At 65.5% G+C, this 595-nt stretch carries 2 pseudogenes; both read left to right on the forward strand.

Annotated elements, in window-relative coordinates:
- Window positions 1-93, forward strand: a pseudogene (locus CFB40_RS38515) (electron transfer flavoprotein subunit beta/FixA family protein); the annotation flags it as partial.
- 16 nt (window positions 94-109) lie between these two features.
- Window positions 110-595, forward strand: a pseudogene (locus CFB40_RS37620) (electron transfer flavoprotein subunit alpha/FixB family protein); the annotation flags it as partial.

A 595-nucleotide genomic window follows, 5' to 3' on the forward strand; every position in this document is an offset into this window, starting at 1 on the left:
GTGGTCGAGCCGCCGAAGCGCGCAGCCGGCGTGAAGGTGCCGGACGTGAAGACGCTGGTCGAGAAGCTGAAGACCGAAGCCAAGGTGCTGTAAGAGGGAGCGGAAAGAAATGACGATTCTGGTGATTGCAGAACACGACAACGCGTCGATCAAGGCCGCGACGCTGAACACGGTGGCGGCGGCGGCGAAGATCGGCGGCGACATTCACGTGCTGGTCGCGGGCCACAACGCGCAAGGCGCAGCCGACGCGGCAGCGAAGATCGCAGGTGTGTCGAAGGTCCTCCTGGCCGACGCGCCGCAACTCGAAGCGGGCCTCGCGGAAAACGTCGAAGCGACCGCGTTGAACATCGCGAAGGACTACTCGCACATCCTCGCGCCGGCGACGGCCTACGGCAAGAACATCGCGCCGCGCATCGCCGCGAAGCTGGACGTCGCGCAGATCTCGGACATCACGGCAGTCGATTCGGCCGACACGTTCGAGCGCCCGATCTACGCGGGCAACGCGATCGCGACGGTGCAGTCGAGCGATCCGATCAAGGTCATCACGGTGCGTGCAACGGGTTTCGATCCGGTGGCAGCGGAAGGCGGCAGCGCA

It is taken from the genome of Burkholderia sp. AU31652 (genome assembly GCF_002223155.1).
GTDB lineage: Bacteria > Pseudomonadota > Gammaproteobacteria > Burkholderiales > Burkholderiaceae > Burkholderia.